Annotated in this window: 20 protein-coding genes, 2 pseudogenes and 1 riboswitch; of the genes and pseudogenes, 14 read left to right on the forward strand and 8 right to left on the reverse strand. The window is 70.2% G+C overall.

Features of this window, described 5'->3' with window-relative positions; all coding sequences use genetic code 11:
• Positions 1-139: 139 nt before the first annotated feature.
• The 6 genes and pseudogenes from ACH4DZ_RS37050 to gcvT form a co-directional block, all read right to left on the reverse strand.
• A pseudogene (locus tag ACH4DZ_RS37050) lies at positions 140-497 on the reverse strand (MMPL family transporter); the annotation flags it as partial.
• 173 nt (positions 498-670) lie between these two features.
• Positions 671-760 (reverse strand): annotated as a pseudogene (locus ACH4DZ_RS37055) (TerB family tellurite resistance protein); the annotation flags it as partial.
• 19 nt (positions 761-779) lie between these two features.
• Entirely contained in the window at positions 780-2,165 is a 1,386-nt protein-coding gene (locus tag ACH4DZ_RS37060) for an L-serine ammonia-lyase (RefSeq protein WP_398292857.1), read from the reverse strand.
• A 130-nt stretch (positions 2,166-2,295) separates the two neighbouring features.
• Positions 2,296-3,558 (reverse strand): serine hydroxymethyltransferase, encoded by a 1,263-nt coding sequence (gene glyA, locus ACH4DZ_RS37065; RefSeq protein WP_398292859.1) that lies wholly within the window; start codon positions 3,556-3,558, stop codon positions 2,296-2,298.
• A 30-nt stretch (positions 3,559-3,588) separates the two neighbouring features.
• Positions 3,589-3,966 (reverse strand): glycine cleavage system protein GcvH, encoded by a 378-nt coding sequence (gcvH, locus tag ACH4DZ_RS37070; protein ID WP_398292861.1) that lies wholly within the window; start codon positions 3,964-3,966, stop codon positions 3,589-3,591.
• Positions 3,967-4,074: 108 nt separating this feature from the next.
• On the reverse strand, positions 4,075-5,202 hold the full coding sequence (gene gcvT, locus ACH4DZ_RS37075) for a glycine cleavage system aminomethyltransferase GcvT (protein ID WP_398292863.1): 1,128 nt from the start codon (positions 5,200-5,202) through the stop codon (positions 4,075-4,077).
• Positions 5,203-5,365: 163 nt separating this feature from the next.
• Positions 5,366-5,481, reverse strand: a riboswitch (glycine riboswitch).
• Positions 5,482-5,674: 193 nt separating this feature from the next.
• On the opposite strand from gcvT, the gene ACH4DZ_RS37080 reads away from it, so the two are divergent.
• The 11 genes from ACH4DZ_RS37080 (at position 5,675) to ACH4DZ_RS37130 (ending at position 17,753) form a co-directional block, all read left to right on the forward strand.
• Complete coding sequence (locus ACH4DZ_RS37080) at positions 5,675-6,361, forward strand: AAA family ATPase (RefSeq protein WP_398292865.1); 687 nt, start codon at positions 5,675-5,677, stop codon at positions 6,359-6,361.
• A gap of 50 nt (positions 6,362-6,411) precedes the next feature.
• A complete protein-coding gene (locus ACH4DZ_RS37085; RefSeq protein ID WP_398292867.1) occupies positions 6,412-7,197 on the forward strand; it encodes an enhanced serine sensitivity protein SseB in 786 nt (261 codons plus the stop codon).
• 263 nt (positions 7,198-7,460) lie between these two features.
• The gene (locus ACH4DZ_RS37090) at positions 7,461-8,252 is read left to right on the forward strand and encodes an enhanced serine sensitivity protein SseB C-terminal domain-containing protein (RefSeq protein ID WP_398292869.1); all 792 of its coding nucleotides are present in this window, start codon (positions 7,461-7,463) and stop codon (positions 8,250-8,252) included.
• Positions 8,253-8,635: 383 nt separating this feature from the next.
• Positions 8,636-9,649 (forward strand): ABC transporter permease, encoded by a 1,014-nt coding sequence (locus tag ACH4DZ_RS37095; protein ID WP_398292872.1) that lies wholly within the window; start codon positions 8,636-8,638, stop codon positions 9,647-9,649.
• A 62-nt stretch (positions 9,650-9,711) separates the two neighbouring features.
• A complete protein-coding gene (locus ACH4DZ_RS37100; protein WP_398292874.1) occupies positions 9,712-11,502 on the forward strand; it encodes an ABC transporter substrate-binding protein in 1,791 nt (596 codons plus the stop codon).
• A 117-nt stretch (positions 11,503-11,619) separates the two neighbouring features.
• Positions 11,620-12,618 carry an ABC transporter permease gene (locus ACH4DZ_RS37105; protein ID WP_398292875.1) on the forward strand — a complete coding sequence of 333 codons (999 nt, stop codon included), beginning with the start codon at positions 11,620-11,622 and terminating at the stop codon, positions 12,616-12,618.
• Entirely contained in the window at positions 12,615-13,712 is a 1,098-nt protein-coding gene (locus tag ACH4DZ_RS37110; protein ID WP_398292877.1) for an ABC transporter ATP-binding protein, read from the forward strand. The genes ACH4DZ_RS37105 and ACH4DZ_RS37110 overlap by 4 nt, the downstream gene beginning before the upstream one ends.
• Before the next feature lie 23 nt (positions 13,713-13,735).
• Positions 13,736-14,992: an ABC transporter ATP-binding protein gene (locus ACH4DZ_RS37115; protein ID WP_398292879.1), complete on the forward strand. Its 1,257-nt coding sequence runs from the start codon at positions 13,736-13,738 to the stop codon at positions 14,990-14,992.
• 90 nt (positions 14,993-15,082) lie between these two features.
• Positions 15,083-15,745 (forward strand): trimeric intracellular cation channel family protein, encoded by a 663-nt coding sequence (locus ACH4DZ_RS37120; RefSeq protein WP_398292881.1) that lies wholly within the window; start codon positions 15,083-15,085, stop codon positions 15,743-15,745.
• 98 nt (positions 15,746-15,843) lie between these two features.
• Positions 15,844-16,710, forward strand: coding sequence for a thioesterase family protein (locus ACH4DZ_RS37125; protein WP_398292883.1), 867 nt, complete (start codon positions 15,844-15,846; stop codon positions 16,708-16,710).
• A gap of 71 nt (positions 16,711-16,781) precedes the next feature.
• Positions 16,782-17,753, forward strand: coding sequence for a helix-turn-helix transcriptional regulator (locus tag ACH4DZ_RS37130; RefSeq protein ID WP_398292885.1), 972 nt, complete (start codon positions 16,782-16,784; stop codon positions 17,751-17,753).
• A 78-nt stretch (positions 17,754-17,831) separates the two neighbouring features.
• On the opposite strand, the gene ACH4DZ_RS37135 is transcribed toward ACH4DZ_RS37130, so the two are convergent.
• Positions 17,832-18,458, reverse strand: coding sequence for a TetR family transcriptional regulator (locus ACH4DZ_RS37135; protein ID WP_398292887.1), 627 nt, complete (start codon positions 18,456-18,458; stop codon positions 17,832-17,834).
• A gap of 116 nt (positions 18,459-18,574) precedes the next feature.
• Here ACH4DZ_RS37135 and ACH4DZ_RS37140 point away from each other — a divergent pair, with 116 nt between their 5' ends.
• The 3 genes from ACH4DZ_RS37140 to ACH4DZ_RS37150 all read left to right on the forward strand — a co-directional run bounded on the left by ACH4DZ_RS37140 (position 18,575) and on the right by ACH4DZ_RS37150 (position 20,414).
• Positions 18,575-18,739: a hypothetical protein gene (locus ACH4DZ_RS37140; protein WP_387325836.1), complete on the forward strand. Its 165-nt coding sequence runs from the start codon at positions 18,575-18,577 to the stop codon at positions 18,737-18,739.
• Between the two features lie 142 nt (positions 18,740-18,881).
• On the forward strand, positions 18,882-19,151 hold the full coding sequence (locus tag ACH4DZ_RS37145) for a DUF4190 domain-containing protein (protein ID WP_398292889.1): 270 nt from the start codon (positions 18,882-18,884) through the stop codon (positions 19,149-19,151).
• 93 nt (positions 19,152-19,244) lie between these two features.
• A complete protein-coding gene (locus ACH4DZ_RS37150) occupies positions 19,245-20,414 on the forward strand; it encodes a cysteine desulfurase family protein (RefSeq protein WP_398292891.1) in 1,170 nt (389 codons plus the stop codon).
• Between the two features lie 19 nt (positions 20,415-20,433).
• Here ACH4DZ_RS37150 and ACH4DZ_RS37155 read toward each other — a convergent pair whose 3' ends face one another.
• A complete protein-coding gene (locus tag ACH4DZ_RS37155) occupies positions 20,434-21,189 on the reverse strand; it encodes an N-acetylmuramoyl-L-alanine amidase (protein ID WP_398292893.1) in 756 nt (251 codons plus the stop codon).
• Positions 21,190-21,235: the final 46 nt, after the last annotated feature.

Genomic DNA, 21,235 nt, shown 5'->3' on the forward strand with positions numbered 1-21,235 from the left:
TCTCCGTGTCCGCTCGCCGGACATGAGCCGGTGCCGACCTGCGAAGCCGCTCTTTCTACGCTGACGAGCAATCGACTCGATCAGGCAGGCGGTGGCTACTCGCGGAGACAGCTCGGTCCGGACGGGTGAGGCGACCTGTCCAGGCGGGCACGAGCGGCCAGAACACCCGCCGTCCGACCACTACGAGGATGGCGGCGAGCAGGCCACAGCAGTCCGGCGGCGACGGTGCCGGAGGAGGCGAGCACGGCGGGCCCGCAGCCGCGCAGGGCGGCGACCATGGCCTCGTACGGTCGCTCGACGCGCCGCAGCTCCTCCCGGTAGCGCGAGACGAGCAGCAGCGCGTAGTCCGTGCCCGCCCCGAACACGAGGATCGTCATCACACCCGAACTCTGCCCCGAGACGGTCGTGCCGAAGGCCTGGTTGAGGCCGTAGGCGACACCCATCGACATGTAGTCGGCGATCACGGCGATCCACAGCCCGAGCACCGCCCATGGAACGGCTCGCCTGCGTGCCGGTCCTCGTCGTGGTTGTCTCCGCGGCCCTCATTGACCGATCTCCCTCCGGGTGACGTCTGCTTCGGTCCCCAGACTTCCGGTGAGAACGACGGGTTTCGTCGGGCGAGAGGGCGAGGTGACGCGTACTGCCGGGGGCGACGGCGGGTGCGGATTACTCCCGGGGGAGTAGTCGGCTCCCGTTCGGCAGGCGAGTACGACCCGTTGGCGAGAGCGGTACGGGCGCCCTGGAGGAGGATGGCCTCCCGCTGATGGAAGGCTCTTCCCTCAGCACTCGATGATGTTCACCGCGAGTCCGCCCCGGGCCGTCTCCTTGTACTTGACGGACATGTCCGCGCCCGTCTCCTTCATCGTCTTGATGACCTTGTCGAGGGACACCTTGTGGGAGCCGTCGCCGCGCATGGCCATCTTCGCCGCCGTGACGGCCTTGACCGCCGCCATGCCGTTGCGCTCGATGCAGGGAATCTGGACGAGGCCGCCGACGGGGTCGCAGGTGAGGCCGAGGTTGTGCTCCATGCCGATCTCGGCGGCGTTCTCGACCTGTTCGGGAGAGCCGCCGAGCACCTCCGCCAGCGCGCCGGCCGCCATCGAGCAGGCCGAGCCGACCTCGCCCTGGCAGCCGACCTCGGCGCCCGAGATGGACGCGTTCTCCTTGAAGAGCATGCCGATCGCGCCCGCGGCGAGCAGGAAGCGTACGACGCCGTCCTCCTTCTCGGTCTCGGAGGAGGAGGCGCCCGCGACGAAGTTGACGTAGTAGTGCAGGACCGACGGGATGATGCCCGCGGCCCCGTTGGTGGGGGCGGTCACGACCCGGCCGCCCGCCGCGTTCTCCTCGTTCACCGCCATCGCGTACAGGGTGATCCACTCCATGGCGTGGGCCAGCGGGTCGCCCTCGGCGCGCAGTTGGCGGGCCGACATGGCCGCGCGGCGGCGGACGCGGAGGCCGCCCGGCAGGATGCCCTCGCGGGACATGCCGCGCGAGACGCAGGCCTGCATCACCCGCCAGATGGCGAGCAGCCCCTCGCGGATCTCCTCCTCGGTGCGCCAGGCCCGCTCGTTCTCCAGCATCAGCGCGGAGATGGACAGGCCGGTCTCCTGGGTGAGCCGCAGCAGCTCGTCGCCCGTGCGAAAGGGGTACTTCAGGACCGTGTCGTCCAGCTTGATGCGGTCCGCGCCGACCGCGTCCTCGTCGACGACGAACCCGCCGCCCACCGAGTAGTACGTCTTCGACAGCACCTCGGCGCCTGTGGCGTCGTACGCCCACAGCGTCATGCCGTTCGCGTGGTACGGCAGTGTCTTGCGGCGGTGCAGCACCAGGTCGTCGTCGAAGGAGAAGTCGATCTCGTGTTCGCCGAGCAGGTCGAGGCGGCCCGACGACCTGATCTTCTCGACCCGGTCGTCGGCGCCCTCGACGTCCACCGTGCGGGGCGAGGCGCCTTCCAGGCCGAGCAGCACCGCCTTGGGGGTCCCGTGGCCGTGGCCGGTCGCGCCCAGGGAGCCGTACAGCTCGGCGCGGACCGCGGTCACGGGGGCCAGCAGGTCCTCGTTGCGCAGGCGGTGCGCGAACATGCGCGCCGCGCGCATCGGGCCGACCGTGTGGGAGCTGGACGGGCCGATGCCGATCGAGAACAGGTCGAAGACCGAGATGGCCACGGGAACTCCTCAAAACGGGATGAAGCGGGGTGAAGCAGGGTTGAGCGGGATGGATCGGGACGGGGCGCCGCGCGCACCTTCCAGTGTGCGCGGTACCCCGGGAAACCGAACTACCTGTCCGGAATCGGAACTACTTGCCCAGACCGGGGTACAGCGGGTGCTTTTCGGCCAGGGCGGTCACGCGGGCCTTGAGCGCCGCCGCGTCGAAGGTCGGCTTCAGCGTCTCGGCGATGACGTCCGCGACCTCGGTGAAGTCCTCGGCGGTGAAGCCGCGGGTGGCGAGGGCGGGCGTACCGATCCGCAGGCCGGAGGTGACCATCGGCGGCCGGGGGTCGTTCGGGACGGCGTTGCGGTTGACCGTGATGCCGACCTCGTGGAGCCGGTCCTCGGCCTGCTGTCCGTCCAGCTCGGACTCGCGCAGGTCGACCAGGATCAGGTGGACGTCCGTGCCGCCGGAGAGGACGTTCACCCCGGCCTCGCGGGCGTCGGCCGCCGTCAGCCGCTCGGCGAGGATCCGCGCGCCCTCGACGGTACGGACCTGGCGCTCCTTGAACTCCTCCGTGGCGGCGACCTTGAAGGAGACCGCCTTGGCCGCGATCACGTGCTCCAGGGGGCCGCCCTGGAAGCCCGGGAAGACGGACGAGTTGAGCTTCTTCGCGAAGGCCTTCCTGGCGAGGATGATCCCGCCGCGGGGTCCGCCGAGCGTCTTGTGGGTGGTGGAGGTGACGACGTCCGCGTACTCCACCGGGTTCGGGTGGAGGCCGGCCGCGACCAGGCCGGCGAAGTGCGCCATGTCGACCCACAGGTAGGCCTCGACCTCGTCCGCGATCCGGCGGAACTCGGCGAAGTCCAGCTGCCGGGGGTACGCCGACCAGCCCGCGATGATCACCTTGGGGCGGTGCTCCTTGGCGAGCCGCTCGACCTCGGCCATGTCGACCAGCCCGGCGTCGTCCACGTGGTACGCGACCACGTCGAACTGCTTGCCGGAGAAGTTCAGCCGCATCCCGTGGGTCAGGTGACCGCCGTGGGCGAGGTCCAGACCGAGGATGGTGTCGCCGGGCTGGGCCAGCGCGAAGAGCGCGGCCTGGTTGGCGGAGGCGCCCGAGTGCGGCTGCACGTTGGCGTACTCGGCGCCGAACAGCTCCTTGACCCGGTCGATCGCGATCTGCTCGGCGACGTCGACGTGCTCGCAGCCGCCGTAGTAGCGGCGGCCCGGGTAGCCCTCGGCGTACTTGTTGGTGAGGACCGAGCCCTGGGCCTCCATGACCGCGACCGGGGCGAAGTTCTCCGAGGCGATCATCTCAAGGGTGGACTGCTGACGGTTCAGCTCGGCGTCGAGGGCGGCGGCGACGTCCGGGTCGAGTTCGTGCAGGGGCGTGTTCAGAAGCGACATCGGTCAGGGGTCCTTAGCGAGGAGCCGGAATCAGGAGCCGGAGAATTCGGTGTACTCGGCGGCGGAGAGCAGGTCCTTCGGCTCGTCCGCGACCCGTACCTTGAAGAGCCAGCCACCCTCGAAGGGAGCGGTGTTCACCAGCGCGGGGTCGTCCACGACATCCTGGTTGATCTCGGTGATCTCACCGCTGACGGGCGAGTACAGGTCGCTCACCGACTTGGTCGACTCCAGCTCGCCGCAGGTCTCGCCCGCGGTCACCGCGGCACCGACCTCGGGGAGCTGGACGTACACCACGTCGCCGAGCGCGTTGGCCGCGTGCTCCGTGATGCCGACCGTCGAGACGCCGTCCTCGGCGCCCGACAGCCACTCGTGCTCCTTGCTGTAGCGCAGCTCTTGGGGGTTGCTCATGGCCTGAATTCTCCTGTACGCGGGGGAGTGCTGATGCAGGGGGAGTACGGGTGAGCTGGGCGGATGTGCCCAGAGTCACTTCTCACGGCCGGCGTTCGCCGACCAGTGTCACTTCTGGCGCTTGTAGAACGGCAGAGCCACGACCTCGTACGGCTCGTGACTGCCCCGGATGTCCACGCCGACACCGGTGGTGCCGGGCGCGGCGTGCTCCGCGTCGACGTACGCCATCGCGATCGGCCTGCCGAGCGTCGGCGAGGGCGCGCCGGAGGTGACCTCGCCGATCACCTTGCCGCCGGCGACGACGGGGTAGCCGGCGCGCGGGACCCGGCGGCCCTCGGCGGCCAGGCCGACCAGGACGCGCGGGGGCGCCGACTCGGCACGGGCGGCGGCGGCGGACAGCGCCTCGCGTCCCACGAAGTCGCCCTCCTTCTCGAACTTCACGACCCGGCCGAGCCCCGCGTCGAACGGCGTGAGCGCGGTGCTCAGCTCGTGTCCGTACAGCGGCATGCCCGCCTCCAGGCGCAGGGTGTCCCGGCAGGAGAGCCCGCAGGGGGCGAGTCCGGCCGCGGCTCCCGCGTCGGTCAGCGCCTGCCACAGCTCCTCGGCGTCGGCCGGGGCCACGAACAGCTCGAAGCCGTCCTCGCCGGTGTAGCCGGTGCGCGCGATCAGCGCCGGGACGCCCGCGACCGTGCCGGGCAGGCCCGCGTAGTACTTCAGGCCGTCCAGGTCGGCGTCGGTGAGGGACTTCAGGATGCCGGGGGACTCGGGGCCCTGCACGGCGAGCAGGGCGTACGCGTCCCGGTCGTCGCGCACCTCGGCGTCGAAGCCCTCGGCGCGCTCCGCGAGGGCGTCCAGCACCACCTGGGCGTTGGAGGCGTTGGCCACGACCATGTACCCGGTGTCGGCGAGGCGGTAGACGATCAGGTCGTCGAGGATGCCGCCGTCGGCCCGGCAGATCATCGTGTAGCGGGCGCGGCCGGTCTTCACACCGCCGATGTTGCCGACCAGCGCGTAGTCGAGGAGCGCGGCGGCCTGCGGCCCGCTCACCGTGATCTCGCCCATGTGCGAGAGGTCGAAGAGACCGGCCCGGGTCCGGACGGCGAGGTGCTCGTCGCGCTCGGAGCCGTATCGCAGGGGCATGTCCCAGCCCGCGAAGTCGGTCATCGTCGCGCCCAGCGAACGATGCAGGGCGTCGAGCGCCGTGCGGCGCGGTTCAACGGGGGTGTTGCTGCTCATCGGCGGGGCTCCCAAGGCATGACGGCGAGGTCGTTCCTCCCCATCTGTCATCGGAACCTGAGAGGTTCGCCGTGACCACCGCCGAGGACGGGGGTCACTGACTTGCACCTTGGGTGGGGCCGACGCCCTGACGGTCAGGGGGCGGCCCGCTTTTCAGATGTGCCTCGTCCGCGCGGTAACGGGGGCCTGAGAGATTCAAGGGAGGGACTTGCTCCTTCGGCGCCCGGGCACTCGTACACCTGCGTGTACACGTTCCCGGAACTCTCCCGCGCGGATTCAAGCGGCCGGTATGCAGTTGGCGGGCACATCATTGCACGCCCCCGGGTCCGGCAGGGGGCCGCACGGTGCGGAGACGGGTGGCCAGGGGGTTCACAGTGATCTGTGACGGGGCTGTGGCAGGACAAGAACAGAAACGGGGGGACCAGCGCATTACCTTCTCTTTACACTCGATGGAGATGGGTCCGCCGACCTCATGGGGAGGACGATCAGGGTGAACAGGACCACGGCGTACGCGACCGGCACGGGCATCGCGCTGCCCAAGCAGCCACCCGCTCCGGCCAGGGAGGCGTGCGACCCGCTGGTGACGCCCGTCGTCCGCGATCTCCGAGCGCGCTCGGGGCACAGCCCGCACGGCCTGCGCTTCGGCGCGGCCGATCTGGTGGTGGTCACGGGGCTGCCGGGCAGCGGCAAATCGACCCTGATGCGCCGGGCGGTGACCGGCCGCCGCATCGACTCCCAGGACACCCGCGACCGCTGGGACGAGCGCCTGGCCCGTTTCCTGCCGTACGCGGTCTACCGCCCCCTCGTCCGCGCCGCGCACTACGCGGGCCTGCGCCGGGCCCTGCGCTCCGGGGAGGGCGTCGTCGTGCACGACTGCGGTACGCAGGCCTGGGTGCGCGACTGGCTCGCCCGGGACGCCCGGCGCCGCGGCGGCACCCTGCACCTGCTGCTCCTCGACGTCGATCCGGGCACCGCCCTCGACGGCCAGCGCGAGCGCGGCCGGGGCGTCTCGCGGTACGCGTTCGCGCGCCACCGCGGCGCGGTCGCCCGGCTGCTGCGCTCGGTGGAGAAGGGAGACCTCCCGGAGGGCTGCGGTTCCGCGGTGCTCGTCGACCGTGCCGCCGCGGACGTACTGCGCCGCATCGATTTCGGCGACTGAGGACGACTAACCTCGTCAACCGCACACGGCGGTTGGAGCAGGCGGTGGAGATGGACTTCCAGGCACAGGACATTCCGGCACACGCACACCCCCATACGGGCTGGCCGGGCAACGAGTTGGAGGAGGTGCTCGCCGCCTCCCTGGGGCTCCCTCCGTCGCCCTCGACGGGGGCCCGGATCGTGGAGACCCTCGGGCGCAGCTTCATCTGGGTGCCGCTGCCCGAGGGGGGCGGTCCGCACAGCGGGCCGCTCGACCTGCCCACGATGGAGCTGGCCGGGCAGGCGTACGTGCCGGTCTTCACCTCGGAGCAGCAGTTCCGCCAGGTCGTCGGCGACCGCATGGCGTACACCGTGGCGCCCGCTGTGGAGTTCGCGCGCGGTCTGCCGCCCCAGGCCGGCATCGTGCTGAACCCGGACGGCACGGTCGGGATACCGCTGCCCCCGCCCGCCGTCGCCGAGCTGTGCCGGGCAGGGCGGACCGAACTGGACGGGCCCGCGAGCGGCGGCCGGGTCCGGCTGTTCCAGCCCGACTGGCAGGACGACCCGGTGGACTTCCTGGCGGCGGCCTCGGCGGAGTTCGACGCGACCGGCCTGGTGGCGGGCGCCCGGCGCTGTCTGGCGAGCATCGAGGGCGGCGACACCGTGATGTTCGTCGGCGTCGAGGTGACGCACTGGGACGAGCACGCCCGCACCCTCCCCCTGGACGCCCTGGGCCGCGCCCTCGGCCGGGTCCCCCTGCCCCACCCCGTGAACCTGGTCTTCCTGGACGTGGCCCAGGACCCGGTGGGCGACTGGCTCAGGGAAAAGGTCCGGCCTTTCTACACCCGAGCGTTCTAGACCCGATTCGAGGCCGCGCCCGTCAGGGCGCGCCTCGAAGGGGCGCGGGGAACGGCGCGGCCGGCCACACACAACCCGCACCCGACAGCGCACAGAGCGTCCCGAGCTCAAATCGCCAAACCCAACGGAGCGCAACGGTGCTGTCGGGATCGCCACTTAAGCTGGTTTCATGGCTCGGTCGGAGTGGTGCGATGTTCAAGTGAACGGGACACCTCATCGAATGGGACCGGTATGTCAGTGATGTCGCGAAGGGGCGGTAGAAGGTGAGCGCGTCGGGCACGGCCGCGGCCGGGCAGGTCGAGCACATGCTGCGCCAAGTGACGCCCGGGCGTTACGACGCCTACGAGGCGCTCCTGCGCGCACTGGCGACCCCGCCGTCCGGTCAGGTGTGGATGCTGCTCTGGCACGGCCAGGCGGGCTCGCCCGACGCCCAGTACGGGAACATGGAGGTCGACGGCTTCGGCTACGCGCCCTGCGTGACCTCCGCCCAGGAGCTCTCGGCCAGCGGCTGGAACCGTTCGTACGAGGTGGTCGACGGGCTCGACGTCGCCCGCACGCTCTACCCCGACCACTACGGCCTCTGGCTGAACCCGCACGCGCCGGGCGGCGGCGTCGGCATCCCCTGGCTCGATCTGCGGCGTATCGCCACCGGCCTGGAGCGGCAGCCCGCGGGCCCGCTGCGACTGTCCGAACCGGGCATCGAGATCCCGCAGTTCTACGCCCAGCTCACCCAGAACGCGCACCGGACGGCCGCCGTCCGCTCGCTGCGCCGCGCCTGGGTGCAGCCCGCGCTCGGCGCCCCGTACCTCGCCATCGGACTCGATGTGTACGACACCAGCCCGCCGGCCGTGGACTCGGTGCGGGCGATGATGCAGCAGTCGATCGGCGCGGTGCCGGACGGGCTGCCGGTGTCGACCGTCGCGATGTCCGACGCGTACGACCCGGTGGCTCTGTGGCTGCGCGCCAACGCGCGGCCGTTCTACGACCGGGAGGCGCACGCGGCTCCCGTCCAGGCGCCGGCGGCGGGCGGTTACGGGTTCCCCGGCGCGTACTGAGATGATCTGGAGGGACGCGCTCCATCCAGCAGGGTGGGCGTGACCCGTCAGGCGGAGTCCACCCAGTGGAGCATCCGCTCCCATACCCGTACCGCCGCTGGGCGGAATGTCCCGATCTACGCGGGTAAATGGAATGCGAGGCCCCTTTCGCCCCAAGTGTCATGTGTCCGACCCCCGTTACCCGGCGTTCGGATAACGGAACCCTCCTGACGGCATCACGGTTGCGCATCCATTCGCCTTGAAGTCTGGCTTCAGATCACCGAGGCGTTGAAGACTCCCGGTCCAGGGGGTTTAAACCTCCAGATGTGTACGACGGACTGATCACGCCGCTACAGCGGCAAGCGTGGGCCGGCTACCGCCGGTTGAGAGGGGTCCCTGCCACGATGACGGCACCATTGCACGAGCCGACGGCCGAAGCCGCACCGAGCGCGGCCGAAGAGGCGGCGCTCATTGCCGGCTCCGCCGAGGCGAAGGCGGTACAAGGGCGTTCCCTCGGCCGCATCGCCTGGGAGCGCCTGAAGCGCGACAAGCTGGCCCTGGCGGGCGGCATGGTCGTGCTCGTGCTGATCCTGATCGCGCTGTTCGCGCCAGTGATCGCCAACCTGGTCGGACAGGATCCCGAGACGCATCACGAGGACCTGATCGACCCGCTCTTCTCGACCCCCACCGGGTCCTACGGCGGCATCAGCGGGGACCACCTGTTCGGTGTCGAACCCGTCAGCGGCCGCGACATCTTCGCCCGGATCGTCTACGGAGCCCGGATCTCCCTGCTGGTCGGCTTCCTGTCGGCCCTGGTCGCCGTGGTGCTCGGCACGATCCTCGGCGTACTCGCCGGCTACTTCGGCGGCTGGGTCGACGCGGCCGTCAGCCGCGTGATGGACGGCCTGCTGGCCTTCCCGCAGCTGCTCTTCATCATCGCGCTGGTCTCGGTCATGCCGAACGAGATGCTGGGTCTGACCGGCACGGGCGTGCGCCTGTTCGTGATGATCCTGGTCATCGGCTTCTTCGGCTGGCCCTACGTCGGACGCGTGGTCCGCGGCCAGACGCTCTCGCTGCGGGAACGCGAGTACGTGGAAGCGGCGCGCAGCCTCGGAGCAGGACGGTTCTACATCCTGTTCAAGGAGCTGCTGCCCAACCTGGTCGCTCCGATCATCGTCTACACGACGATGATGATCCCGACCAACATCCTCACCGAGGCGGCGCTCAGCTTCCTGGGCGTCGGCGTCAAGCCGCCCACCGCCTCGTGGGGACAGATGCTCTCCGCGGCGATCGACTACTACGAGTCGGATCCCATGTACATGGTGATCCCCGGTGTGGCGATCTTCATCACCGTGCTCTCCTTCAACCTCTTCGGCGACGGCGTGCGTGACGCGCTCGACCCGAAGGGCTCCCGCTGAACTGCCGTACCCCCAAGGGACCCGTCATCTGTCGACGGGCCGCTACATATCGGAGGATCCGAGTGAGTACCCAACGCACCACAGGGCGGCGCAAGCAGGCCGTGGCCGCCGCAGCCGTGGTCGCTGCACTGCTGTCCACGGCGGCGTGCGGCGGCGGCAACGACGACGACGGGGGCGGTTCGAAGACCGGCGCGGCCGGCTTCGACGCCGCGAACAACAAGGTCGCCCAGGCCTCCCTCGCCAAGAAGGGCGGCACGCTCAAGTTCGCGGGCGCCCAGGACGCCGACTCGTGGGACACCACCCGCGGTTACTACGGCTTCATGTGGAACTTCTCCCGGTACTACAGCCGTCAGCTGGTCACCAACGCGACCCAGCCGGGCGCCGACGGTGCCAAGGTCACGCCGGACCTCGCCACCGCGCCCGGGAAGGTCTCGGACGACGGCAAGACCTACACGTACACGCTGCGTGACGGGTCGACCTGGGAAGATGGCAAGCCCATCACCTCCAAGGACGTCAAGTACGGCATCGAGCGCGCGTGGGCGCAGGACGTGCTCTCCGGCGGTCCGATCTACCTTCAGCAGGTCCTGGACCCGAAGAAGGAGTACAAGGGCCCGTACAAGGACAAGTCCGCGGACAAGCTCGGCCTGAAGGCGATCGAGACGCCCGACGACAAGACGATCATCTTCAAGCTTCCCGAGGCGAACTCGGACTTCGAGGAGATGCTCGCGCTGACCTCGGCCTCCCCGGTCCGCCAGGACAAGGACACCAAGTCCAAGTACGGCCTGAAGCCGTTCTCGTCCGGCCCGTACAAGTTCCAGTCGTACACGCCGAGCAAGGGCATCGTGCTCGTCCGCAACACCGAGTGGAAGGCGTCCTCGGACCCGATCCGCAAGGCGTACCCGGACAAGATCACGGTCGACTTCTTCACCAACGCCAATGACATGGACCAGCGCCTGATCAAGGGCGACTACGACCTGGACATCGGCCAGACCGGTCTCTCCCCGCAGGGCCGCACCACCGCCCTGAAGGAGCACAAGGGCAACCTGGACAACCCGGTCTCCGGCTACATCCGCTACGCGGTCTTCCCGCAGAGCGTCAAGCCGTTCGACAACGAGCACTGCCGCAAGGCCGTGATCTACGGTGCCGACCACCAGTCGCTCCAGACCGCTCGTGGCGGCCCGGTCGCCGGTGGCGACATCGGTACCAACATGCTGCCGCCGTCGGTCCCGGGCTCCGAGGGTCAGAAGTACGACCCGTACGAGTCGGCGACGACGAACAAGACCGGCAACGTCGCCAAGGCCAAGGAAGAGCTCAAGGCCTGCGGCAAGCCGAACGGCTTCAAGACCACCATCGCGGTGCGTAACAACAAGCCGGTCGAGGTGGCCACCGCCGAGTCCCTCCAGGCGTCGCTGAAGAAGGTCGGCATCACCGTCGACATCGAGCAGTTCGACGGTGCCCAGACCACCGGCATCATCGGTAGCCCCTCGAACGTGAAGAAGAAGGGCTACGGCATCATCATCATGGGCTGGGGCCCGGACTTCCCCAGCGTCCAGGGTTACGGCCTGCCCCTGTGGAGCGGCGACTACATCCTTGAGAGCGGCAACAACAACTTCGCCCTGATCAAGGACAAGACGATCGACGGACTCTTTGACAGCTACACCAAGGAGCTCGACAGCACGAAGAAGGCCGCGATCTCCACGGAGATCAACCACAAGGTCATGGAGGGCGGTTACTACCTGCCCTTCGTCTTCGAGAAGTTCATCAACTGGCGCTCCAACCGACTGGCGAACGTCTACACGACCGACGGCTACAGCGGTCAGTACGACTTCGTCAACCTCGGCCTGAAGAAGTAACACCGACCGGCGCACCCGCCATACGGCACGAAAGGCAGGTGAAGGCCGGCGCGGCGTGACCCGCGGGCCACCGGAAGACCTCCGGTGGCCCGCGGCCCCGCCGCCGGGCCGAGAGCAGTGCTCGCATACCTCATCAGGCGGCTCTTCGCCGCCGCAGTGATGCTGGTGGTCATCATTCTGGTGGTCTTCGGCATCTTCTTCCTCGTCCCCCGCTGGGCGGGCGTGGACCCGGCCACGATGTTCGTCGGCAAGCAGGCGGACCCTGCGGCCATCGAGGCCGTGCGGCAGAAGCTCGGTCTGGCAGACCCGATCTTCGCCCAGGTCTGGGAGTTCTTCAAAGGCCTGTTCGTAGGCCGTACGTACTCGGGTGGCGGCGACGTCACGGAGTGCGCGGCGCCCTGCTTCGGCTACTCCTTCCGCAACGAGCAGGCCATCTGGCCGGTGCTCACCGACCGCTTCCCGGTGACCCTGGGTCTCGCGCTCGGTGCCGCCTTCCTGTGGCTGATCTTCGGTGTGGCGGCGGGTGTGCTCTCCGCGCTCAAGCGCGGCTCCCTCTGGGACCGCGGCGCGATGATCATCGCCCTCGGTGGCGTCTCGCTCCCCATCTACTTCACCGGCATGCTGTCGCTCGCGATCTTCAGCTACGGACTGGGCTGGATCGACGGCCGGTACGTGCCTCTCGCGGAGAGCTTCAGCGGCTGGCTCGGCGGCATGATCCTGCCCTGGGTCACGCTCGCCTTCCTCTACGCCGCGATGTACGCCCGTATCACCAGAGCCACCATGATGGAGGTCCTGGGCGAGGACTACATCCGGACGGCCCGCGCCAAGGGCCTGACCGAACCCGTCGTCATCGGAAAGCACGCGATGCGTTCCACCATGACGCCGATCCTCACCATGCTCGGCATGGACCTCGGTGCGCTGATCGGTGGCGCGATCCTCACCGAGACCACCTTCAGCCTTCCCGGCCTCGGCCAGGCCGTCCTCACGGCGATCAGCGACAAGGACCTGCCCGTCATCCTGGGCGTCACGCTGATCACCTCGCTCGCGGTGATCATCGCGAACCTGCTGGTGGACCTGCTGTACGCCGTGATCGACCCCCGAGTGAGGCTCTCATGACCGAACTCAGCAAGAGCGGAGCCGCCGTGGGGGAGCCCGTCAAGGACTCGCCCGCCCCCTCCGCCTTCCTCGAAGTCCGCGACCTCAAGGTGCACTTCCCGACCGACGACGGACTGGTCAAGTCCGTCGACGGGCTCAGCTTCACGCTGGAGAAGGGCAAGACCCTCGGCATCGTGGGCGAGTCGGGTTCGGGCAAGTCGGTGACCTCGCTCGGCATCATGGGCCTGCACACGACCGGCCAGTACGGCAAGCGCAAGGCCCAGATCTCCGGCGAGATCTGGCTGGACGGCACGGAACTGCTCACCGCCGACCCCGACCACGTGCGCAAGCTGCGTGGCCGCGAGATGGCGATGATCTTCCAGGACCCGCTGTCGGCGCTGCACCCGTACTACACGATCGGTCAGCAGATCGTGGAGGCCTACCGGATCCACCACAAGGTCGACAAGAAGACGGCCCGCAGGCGGGCCGTCGAGATGCTCGACCGGGTCGGCATCCCGCAGCCGGACAAGCGGGTGGACAGCTACCCGCACGAGTTCTCCGGCGGTATGCGCCAGCGCGCGATGATCGCGATGTCGCTGGTCAACAACCCCGAACTGCTCATCGCGGACGAGCCGACGACCGCCCTGGACGTGACCGTCCAGGCGCAGATCCTCGACCTCATCCGGGACCTGCAGAAGGAGTTCGGCTCCGCGGTCATCGTCATCACCCACGACCTGGGCGTCGTCGCGGAACTCTCCGACGACATCCTGGTGATGTACGGCGGGCGCTGCATCGAGCGGGGTCCGGCCGAGAAGGTCTTCTACGAGCCCAGGCACCCCTACACCTGGGGTCTGCTGGGTTCCATGCCGCGGCTCGACCGTGAGCAGACCGAACGGCTGATCCCGGTCAAGGGCTCCCCGCCCTCGCTGATCAACCTTCCGACGGGCTGCGCCTTCAACCCGCGCTGCGCGTACGCGGACGTACCCAAGGACAACGTCACCCGCACGGTCCGCCCCGAGCTGTCCGTGGTCGGCAGCCAGCACTGGGCCGCCTGCCACATGACGCAGGAGCAGCGGGAACGGATCTGGACCGAAGAGATTGCGCCGAAGCTGTGAGTGACAAAGCAGAGGACAAACCAGTGGCCAACTCCGCACAGCGCGAAGGCGTGGCCGCGGGTGCGACCCTCACCAGGGACGCCGCTCCCGGCGAGACGCTCCTGAAGGTGACCGGGCTGCAGAAGCACTTCCCGATCCGCAAGGGCCTGCTCCAGCGGCAGGTCGGCGCGGTGCGGGCGGTCGACGGCCTCGACTTCGAGGTCAAGTCCGGTGAGACCCTGGGCGTCGTGGGCGAGTCCGGCTGCGGCAAGTCGACGATGGGCCGGCTGATCACACGGCTGCTCGAACCGACCGCGGGCACCGTGGAGTTCGAGGGCAAGGACATCACGCACCTCGGGGTGAGCGCGATGCGTCCGATGCGCCGTGACGTCCAGATGATCTTCCAGGACCCGTACTCGTCGCTGAACCCGCGCCACACCATCGGCACGATCATCAGCGCCCCCTTCAAGCTCCAGGGCGTCACGCCCGAGGGCGGCATCAAGAAGGAGGTCCAGCGGCTGCTGTCGGTGGTCGGGCTCAACCCCGAGCACTACAACCGCTACCCGCACGAGTTCTCCGGCGGTCAGCGCCAGCGCATCGGCATCGCCCGCGCGCTCGCGCTCAACCCGAAGATGGTCGTGGCGGACGAGCCGGTCTCCGCGCTCGACGTGTCGATCCAGGCGCAGGTGGTGAACCTGCTGGACGACCTCCAGCAGGAGCTCGGCCTCACGTACGTGATCATCGCGCACGACCTGTCCGTCGTACGCCATGTCTCGGACCGTATCGCCGTGATGTACCTCGGCAAGATCGTCGAGCTGGCCGACCGCGACTCGCTGTACAAGGCGCCGATGCACCCGTACACCAAGGCGCTCATGTCGGCCGTGCCGATCCCGGACCCGCGGCGCAAGTCGGCCAAGAGCGAGCGCATCCTGCTCCAGGGAGACGTGCCCTCGCCGATCTCTCCGCCGAGCGGCTGCCGCTTCCACACGCGGTGCTGGAAGGCCACGCAGATCTGCACGACCACCGAGCCGCCGCTCCTGGAGCTGAAGCCCGGTCAGCAGGTCGCCTGCCACCACCCGGAGAACTTCGAGGACCAGGCCCCGCAGGACACCGTGCTGCTGACCGTCGCCAAGCAGGCGGCGGAGCTGGTGGCCGACGAGGTCCTCGCGGAGTCCGCGGCGACGTCGGCCGCGGTGGCGGCGGAGGTCGCGGGCACCCCGGCCGCGACGCCGGCCGTGACCGCGCCGGAGACGCCGGCCGTGACCGCGCCCGAGGACGAGGCTCCCGCCAAGGAGAAGTAAGAGAAGCAAGAGAAGTAAGTAACGCAAGTAACACCGAGCCCCCGCCTTGCAATGTAAGGCGGGGGCTGTGTGCTGGGTGAGAATGCAGAGGTGCTCCAGCAACTCTTCACCCCCTCCGTCCAGCACACGCTCGAAGTCGTCGGCATCTTTTTCTTCGCGATCTCCGGCGCGCTGCTGGCCGTGCGCAAGAACTTCGACGTCTTCGGCATCGCCGTCCTCGCGGAGGTCACCGCGCTGGGCGGCGGCCTGTTCCGGGACCTGGTCATCGGGGCCGTGCCGCCCGCGGCCTTCACCGACCTCGGGTACTTCCTCACCCCGCTCCTCGCCACCCTGCTCGTGTTCTTCCTCCACCCCGAGGTGGAGCGGATCCAGCTGGGGGTGAACGTCTTCGACGCGGCCGGCCTCGGCCTCTTCTGCGTCTCCGGCACGACGAAGGCGTACGAGTACGGGCTCGGCCTCACCGCCTCCGCGACCCTCGGCCTCGCCACGGCCGTCGGCGGCGGTGTGCTGCGGGACGTCCTCGCCAACGAGGTGCCGTCGCTGCTGCGCTGGGACCGCGACCTGTACGCCGTGCCCGCCATCGTCGGCGCCACGATGGTCGTCCTGTGCATCCGCTACGACGTGCTGAGCCCGTTCACCTCGGGGCTCGCGGTCGTCACCGCCTTCGCGCTGCGGCTGCTCGCGATGCGCTACCACTGGCGCGCGCCCCGGGCGTGGCACCGGCGCTCGACGGCGGTGGAGGTATCGGAGTGAGGCTGCGGGGCGAGGTTCCGGAGTGGGCCGGGCGTGAGTTCATGTGATCGAAACAGGGAAAGCTACCGCTTAGTATTTACCTGTTGTACCGTTCACGCATGCCAGAAGCAGCTTCCGCGCACGCGCTGCGGGCCAGGATCGGCGACAGCGAGTTCGACCGCGACACCGCGGTCACCCGCCGCGAGCCCGGCGTCTACGACATCGACCTGTCCGCCGGGTGGACGATCATCAACGCGGTCAACGGCGGCTACCTCCTCGCCGTCCTGGGCCGCGCGCTCGCCGACGCCCTGCCGCACTCCGACCCGTTCACGATCTCCGCGCACTACCTGACGGCGTCCCGCCCGGGCCCCGCGGTCGTGCGCACCGAGGTCGTCCGCGCCGGTCGCACCCTCTCCACCGGCCAGGCATCCCTCTTCCAGTACGACGACGAGGGCCGCGAGGTCGAGCGGATCCGCGTCCTCGCCTCGTACGGAGACCTCGACGGCCTGCCCGACGACGTCCGTACGACCGCGGAGCCGCCCGCGATCCCGCCGATCGACCAGTGCTTCGGCGCCTCGGACAGCCCCGACGGTGCCCCCGTCCCCGGCAGCTCCGCCATCGCCGACCGGCTGATGCTCAAGCTCGACCCGGGCACGCTCGGCTGGGCCCTCGGGGCGCCGTCCGGCCGGGGCGAGATGCGCGCCTGGTTCGGTCTCGCCGACGGCCGCGACGCCGACCCCCTCTCGCTGCTCCTCGCGGTGGACGCCCTGCCGCCCACCGCCTTCGAACTCGGCCTGAGCGGCTGGGTGCCCACCGTCGAGCTGACCGTGCACGTGCGCAGCCGTCCGGCGCCGGGGCCCCTGCGGATCGCCATCACCACCCGCAACCTCGCGGGCGGCTTCCTGGAGGAGGACGCCGAGGTCTGGGACAGCGAGGACCGGCTCGTCGCGCAGTCGCGCCAACTGGCCCGGGTGCGGCTCGGCTGATCTTCGTACGCCGCCCGACTTCGTACGCCGCCCGGACTTCGTCCGTTGCCAGGTCTTCGTACAGTGAAGGTGTGAAGTCCGACCGGCTGCTGGCCATCCTTCTGCTGCTGCAGACCCGTGGCCGGGTGCCCGCGCCCGAACTCGCCGAGCGGCTCGAAGTGTCGGTGCGGACCATCTACCGGGACGTCGTGGCGCTGTCGGCCGCCGGCGTCCCGGTCTACGCCGAGCGCGGCCGGCACGGCGGGATCGAACTGCTCGCCGGATTCCGTACGGACGTCACCGGGCTCACCGCCGACGAGTCGCGCGCGCTGTTCGTGCTGGCGGCGCAGGGCGCCCACACCGCGCTCGGCCTCGACGCGGCCCTCGGTTCCGCGCTGCGCAAGGTGATGGCCGCGCTGCCGGAGCCGCACCGGCCCGCCGCGGAGGTCACCAGCCGGCGCATCCTGGTCGACGCCACGCGCTGGACCACCGGCCGGAAGGGCGGGCCCCGGGCCGCGGTCGACCTCGGTGCCCTCCAGGACGCGGTGTTCGCCGACCGCAGGCTGCGGCTGAGCTACCGCCACGGCGGCGACACCGAGGCGCGTACGTACACCGTGGACCCCTATGGGCTCGTCGCCAAGGCGGGCGTCTGGTATCTCGTGGCCGACCGGCGCGGCAGGCCCCGGCTCTTCCGCGCCGACCGCGTGCGCTCGGCCCGCCTCACCGACGCGACGGTGCGGCGGCGGCCCGGAGTGGAACTGGCGGACGCCTGGCAGGCGTTGCGGCGCGAGGTCGAGGAGCGGCCCGGCGGGATCGACGTGACCGTGCGGGTGCGGCGCGACCGTTTCGACCTGTTCCTGCGCCTGCACGGCGGCTCGCTCACCGAGCCGCCCCAGGACGACGGGACGAGCGAGTGGGTCGTCGCACGGCTCGCGTACGGGGTCGTGGGCGAGGCGCGCCCGCTGCTCGCCTTCGGGGACCGGCTGGAGGTCCTCTCGCCGCCCGGGGTACGCGAGGAACTGGCGCGGGCGGCGGCGTCCGTGACGGAGCTGTACGGGCGGTAGCGGCGGTACGGGCGGTACCGGCGGGGGAGTTGAGGCGTCCTTTGCCCCCACCACAGGCGGGTCACCTGCCCGGCCGTGTCAGCGCAGCCAGTGGCGGCGGCCGATGCTGATCAGCCGCATCCGGCGCCTCGCCACCCGGGCCACCCGCTCCTCCTCGTCCGGGTCGTCCGGGTCCGCCTCCAGGAAGGCGCTGGCGGTCATCAGCATCTGGTCGACGTACAGCCCGGCGAGCATCAGCAGGTCGTCGTCGCTCCAGCCGTCGGACTCGGCCTGCTTGGCCAGTTCGGCGCGTACCTCGTCGGCGAACCGGTCCATCTGCTCCGCGATCGCGGCCCGGACCTTCTGCACACCGCCGTTGCGTTCACGGGCGATGAACCGGATGTGCGCCGGATACGCGCGCACGTGACGGGCGATCAGGGCGACGGCACGGTCTATGCGTTCGTCGCTGTCGCCGGCCGTGGACACCGTGCCGGAGATCATCGGGTGCAGGCTGCCCAGCGCCTCCTCGACCAGGGCGACACCGAGGTCCGCGGTCGAGTGGAAGTGCCGGTAGAACGCGGTCGGGGCGACGCCGACGGCACGGGTGACCTCGCGCAGCCCCAGGCTGCTGAGGCTCTGCTCCTCCAGCAGGCCCAACGCGGCGTCCAGGAACGCCTGTCGGGTCTTCTGCTTCTGGGCCTGCCGGACACCGGGACTGTGACTCATGCCATGCAGTAAACAACTGTTCTCCGTGCGGCGAAAGTCGCCCGACGCGTTAGACTTTCGAGTCAGTGGACAACTGTTACCACAAGCGTTCACCGAATCGTCACGAGAGGCGACTCATGCTGTTCCTCGTCGCAGCCCTCCTGCTGCTGGGCGTCGTGCTGGGCACCGTGGCCCACGCACCGCTCTCCTTCACCGTGGTGGCCGCCGTGGTCATCGGCGTCTGGCTGATGGTCTTCGCGATCCGCGAGCGCCACGGCCGCCGCCGCGAGACCTCGGGCTGAGAGACCTCGGGCCGAACCGACGTCCACATACCTGTCCAGGTACGCGCCGCCTGTCCAGGTGTGCGCTACCTCTCCAGGTGCGCGGCACCCGTTCACGTACATGCCACCCGTCCCCGTACGACTGCCTGCTGGGAGCAGACACATGGAACTCACCACCGCCGCCCCGCGGCGCCGGAGCGCCGCCCGTGACGCCGACGGTATGGCCGTCGCGTCCTTCATCCTCGGCCTGGTCGGCCTGCTCGCTCTGAACGTCGTCCTCGGCCCGGTCTCGATCGTCCTGGCCGCGACGGCTCTCCTCCGGGGCACCACCCGCCGCGGACGCGCCTTCCTGGGCCTCGGTCTCGGCGTCGCCGACCTGGTGGTCCTGGTCGTCTTCATGTCGGCGGACAACACCCTGTCCTGGAGTTTCTGAGCCCGGCCGGACCCGGCGCGGACGACGGGCCGGACGCAAACAGCCCCCGCCCGACCAGGCCGGCCGAGAGCGGGCCCTAGAATCGGGCTCACCATGGCATACCTCGACCACGCCGCGACCACCCCCATGCTTCCGGAGGCGGCCCTGGCAATGACCGCCCAGTTCGCCGTCACGGGCAACGCCTCCTCCCTGCACGCGGCCGGCCGCCGCGCCCGCCGTACGGTCGAGGAGTCCCGGGAGACCCTGGCGGAATCCCTGGGCGCCCGCCCCAGCGAGGTGGTCTTCACCTCCGGCGGCACCGAGGCCGACAACCTCGCCGTCAAGGGCCTGTACTGGTCCCGCCGCGACGCCGACCCGGCCCGCACCCGGGTCCTGGCCAGCCCCGTCGAACACCACGCCGTCCTCGACGCCGTCCACTGGCTCGGCGAGCACGAGGGCGCCACGGTCGAGTACCTCCCGGTCGACCGGTACGGCCGCGTCCACCCCGAGGCCCTGCGCGAGGCCATCGCCCGCAACCCCGGCGACGTCGCCCTCGCGACCGTCATGTGGGCGAACAACGAGATCGGCACGATCACGCCGGTTCGCGAACTCGCGGATGTGGCGGGGGAGTTCGAGATCCCGCTGCACGCGGACGCCGTCCAGGCCTTCGGCCAGGTCCCCGTCGACTTCGGGACCTCGGGACTCGCCGCGATGACTGTCTCGGGACACAAGATCGGTGGCCCGTACGGCATCGGGGCGCTGCTGCTCGGCCGCGAGTACAGCCCTGTGCCGGTCCTGCACGGCGGCGGCCAGGAGCGGCATGTGCGCTCCGGCACCCTGGACGTACCGGCCGTCGCCGCGTTCGCCGTGGCGGGCCGCACCGCCGCCGGACAGCGGGAGTGGTTCGAGCGCGAGATCGGCTCGCTGCGCGACGACCTGGTCGACGCGGTACGCGCGGCCGTGCCCGACGCGATCCTCGGCGGCGACCCGGCGGACGGGGGCCGCCTGCCCGCGAACGCCCACTTCACCTTCCCCGGCTGCGAGGGCGACTCCCTGCTCCTGCTGCTCGACGCGCAGGGCATCGAGTGCTCCACGGGCTCCGCGTGCACGGCGGGCGTGGCCCAGCCCAGCCATGTCCTCCTCGCCACCGGCACCGACCCGGACCTGGCCCGCGGCACCCTGCGCTTCTCCCTCGGCCACACGTCGACGGAGGCGGACGTGGAAGCGGTGGGCAAGGCGATCGGCCCGGCGGTGGAGAGGGCCAGGACGGCGGGACTGAGCTAGCGCTGGCCGCTCGCCCCCGTCACGCGCCGCGCTCGGCAGCCGGGGTGGCCTTCGGAGCCGCCGTCGCACCGGCACTGAGGGTCCCACTCGGGCTCGCACTCGGGCCGGCGGTCCGCTCGGCGTCCCGCTTCGCCGCCTCACGCACCAGCGGTATGTACCGGTCCCAGTCCCAGTGCGGCCCCGGATCGGTGTGGTCGGTGCCAGGCACCTCCACGTGCCCGATGGTGTGCTCGCGGTCGACGGAGATGTCGTACCGGGCACATATGCGCGCGGTGAGCCGGGCCGATGCCTCGTACATGGCGTCCGTGAAGTCCTCCGGCCGGTCGACGAAGCCCTCGTGCTCGATGCCGACGCTCCGCTCGTTGAACTCGCGGTTGCCCGCGTGGAAGGCCACGTCCAGCTCGCGGATCATCTGGGTGATGCGGCCGTCCTTGCCGACGATGTAGTGCGCGGCGGCGCCATGGCCGGGATCCTGGAAAACCTTCACCGCGCTCTTGAAACTGCCCTGCGTGACATGGATGATCACGCGGTCCACGCCGAAGTCGTCGGGCCGGTCCGCAAGTCGCCAGTTCGCCGAGGACGCCGCCACCCAGCGCGCGCCCCCGAAGTCGACCTCACCCTCCTTGCGCGGCTTCTCCACGCCCGGCGTACGCCACCACAGACGCCCCAGCTCGTCCCGGGCCAGCACGGCGGTGCCCACGGCGGCAGCGGCCCCGCCGATGAACAGCGCGCGGCGCGAGATGCCCCGGTCCGAGTCATTCGTCGTCTCCCCCATGTGATCGTCAACGGATACTCGCGGGCTCCGGTTCCCGGGGACCCGT

The organism is Streptomyces sp. NPDC017991 (assembly GCF_044328075.1).
In the GTDB taxonomy this organism is placed as follows: domain Bacteria; phylum Actinomycetota; class Actinomycetes; order Streptomycetales; family Streptomycetaceae; genus Streptomyces.